A 2,357-nucleotide genomic window follows, 5' to 3' on the forward strand; every position below is an offset into this window, starting at 1 on the left:
GCGCATCAAAAGTGTTAAGCACAAACTTGATAAAACGGGTGGTTACACCACAAAAATAGAGTGCGAACTTTTTGATGAAGCCCAAGAAGACACAGCTGGAAACGTTGCAAACATCACACCAGACAAGGACGATACCCTTGATCCAAACGCTCCACCAAACGCATGCGACGAAGGTGAAGGCGTTATCCATATGGATGAAGAAGGCATCAATTAGCAAAAATATCAAAAAATTATCAGAAGAAACTTGACAATGTGGCAACAATATGAATAATCGAATCAGGTGCCTCAAAAACACCTTAAAACATCTAGCGGATTGGTTGCCGAAATAATCAATCTTCTGAACATTAAAGATTTTGACTCATTATATGCCGTGGCATATAAAGGTCTTGTCGGGTGTGGTTATGCTATACAATACCCTTTTGGGAAAGGCATAACGACGGACTAGATGCCGTGTTTTTGAGCACCCGGCACTCTCTATTGAGTGTCAATCAAAAACTTTAACATCTAGGAGTTCATCATGAACACTCTTATAAAAATATCAGAACAAATAATTGGACAGGAAACAGTTCAAACTGTTAACGCTCGAGAATTACACGCATTTTTAGAAGTAAAAACCAGTTTTAAAGATTGGATTATCAGACGTATTCAAGATTGTAAATTTAAAGAAGAGCATGACTTTTGCTCTTTTTTGAGCGAAAGTTCAGGTGGACGTCCTTCTAAAGATTATGCTCTCACCTTAGACATGGCTAAACATCTTTCGATGATAGAGCGTAATGATAAAGGGCATGAAGCGCGTCAATACTTTATCAAATGTGAACGGCTTTTGAAACAAGTAGCAACACCACAAGTTGACTACTCCAAACCCGAAGCATTACTTGGTGTTTTGAATCACTTACAAAGTCAAATTGAGCAGAAAGATCATGTTATTGCCGAATTGGCTCCAAAAGCAGAAGCTTTAGATGGTTTAAAACGCTCTGATGGTCTGTTTGGTCTTATTGAAGCAGCAAAGATGTTGGAGGTACGACCAAAGGATTTAACGGATTACTTGCGTAAACATGATTGGGTCTATCGACGGGCTCCAGGGGCGCCTCTGTTACCTTATCAGGATAAAATCAAGAAAGGATTTATGGATTGTCCCGCTATTACCATTCAAAGACCGGATGGGACAGAAAAGGTGCTGCCTTCAACAAAAATCACATCTAGAGGATTGGCATGTTTGAGAGAACAAATCCATGGGGGTGTGCAATGAATAGCAGTGTCGACTTCTTATGCGATTTGTGGCTGTCGTTGTTTAAGCTTTCTAATCATCGAGGCATTGGAGATGAGGACTGCAATGCTATAGTTGAGGTTATGGAATCGGTCGTAGATGCTCTGGTTTTAAAGCTTCAAGATGACGTGCCCAATATTACAAAAATCTTGGCAATTTTGACAGATTTTGGAGCTTCAGAACTTCCACATCGTATGGATTCTTTGTTGCGAACTTATGAACAAAATTTGGAGCCTCCCATTAAAAAGGTTGCTTAAATACCTCCCTTCCCCATCTTTAAAGGTGGGGAGTGAACACTAAAGTTACACGTGTGGAACTGGTCGTTCAAGAGGCTGTACAGCCAAACGAAACCCCATGGTACGCAGTAAAGCATTCAAGCTGCGGAACTCTGGATTACCTTTCTCTGAAAGTGTACGGTAAAGTTGTGTTGGGTTCAAGTTGGCTGCTTTAGCTACAGCTTGAACACCACCATAAGCTTTGGCCATTTGGCGTAGAGTTACAAGCAGTTCACCCTGATCACCATCTGCTAGGATTGCATCAAGGGTAGCCGCTGCCAACTCAGGATCATCACGGAATATTTCTGCCATTGCATCATCATGGTTACGGTCTTTCATTTTTGCACTCCTTTAATCTTCACGGTTTTGCCAATCACGCCAGCAAGCACATGCACGAGTGATATCAGTCTCTTGTGTTTTTTTGCTGCCACCGCATAATAGCAACAATACGGTCTTTCCAGATTGGACATAATAAACTCGGTAGCCAGGACCAACATTAATACGCAATTCATGGACACCCTCACGAAGCGGCTTGAAATCGCCAAAGTTCCCCTGCTCTAAACGATTAAGGCGGCGAATAATTGCAGTTTTAGCCTGCATGTCACGGAGCTTTCGCAGCCAATCAGCTATCAAGTCTTTGCCATCAGAAGTAAGGTAGTGACGTATTTCAAACATGATGTTATATTCGTTTATAAACGAATGTTTGTCAAGAGAGAAATTAAAAGTTGAGAAAAAATCTTCTTTTGTTCCAATGAAAAAGCGACATGAAGCTTAACCAAGCTATCTTTCCGAATGAGAAAGATGTCAATTTTTTT

Annotated in this window: 4 protein-coding genes and 1 pseudogene; 3 read left to right on the forward strand and 2 right to left on the reverse strand. The window is 40.9% G+C overall.

Going from position 1 to position 2,357, the window contains the following annotated elements; all coding sequences use genetic code 11:
* The 3 genes and pseudogenes from ACFIJJ_RS09440 to ACFIJJ_RS09450 all read left to right on the forward strand — a co-directional run.
* Positions 1-214: pseudogene (locus tag ACFIJJ_RS09440) on the forward strand (late control protein); the annotation flags it as partial.
* Between the two features lie 303 nt (positions 215-517).
* Positions 518-1,249 carry an antA/AntB antirepressor family protein gene (locus tag ACFIJJ_RS09445; protein WP_375646762.1) on the forward strand — a complete coding sequence of 244 codons (732 nt, stop codon included), beginning with the start codon at positions 518-520 and terminating at the stop codon, positions 1,247-1,249.
* Positions 1,246-1,524: a hypothetical protein gene (locus ACFIJJ_RS09450; RefSeq protein ID WP_375624254.1), complete on the forward strand. Its 279-nt coding sequence runs from the start codon at positions 1,246-1,248 to the stop codon at positions 1,522-1,524. Before ACFIJJ_RS09445 ends, ACFIJJ_RS09450 begins: the two co-directional genes overlap by 4 nt.
* Before the next feature lie 45 nt (positions 1,525-1,569).
* Here the strand turns inward: ACFIJJ_RS09450 and ACFIJJ_RS09455 are convergent, their stop codons facing one another.
* The gene (locus ACFIJJ_RS09455; RefSeq protein ID WP_208439803.1) at positions 1,570-1,881 is read right to left on the reverse strand and encodes a DNA-binding protein; all 312 of its coding nucleotides are present in this window, start codon (positions 1,879-1,881) and stop codon (positions 1,570-1,572) included.
* A 12-nt stretch (positions 1,882-1,893) separates the two neighbouring features.
* The gene (locus tag ACFIJJ_RS09460; protein ID WP_015857128.1) at positions 1,894-2,217 is read right to left on the reverse strand and encodes a type II toxin-antitoxin system RelE/ParE family toxin; all 324 of its coding nucleotides are present in this window, start codon (positions 2,215-2,217) and stop codon (positions 1,894-1,896) included.
* Positions 2,218-2,357 lie beyond the last annotated feature (140 nt).

The organism is Bartonella sp. TT29SHDZB, assembly GCF_042193395.1.
Classification (GTDB): domain Bacteria; phylum Pseudomonadota; class Alphaproteobacteria; order Rhizobiales; family Rhizobiaceae; genus Bartonella.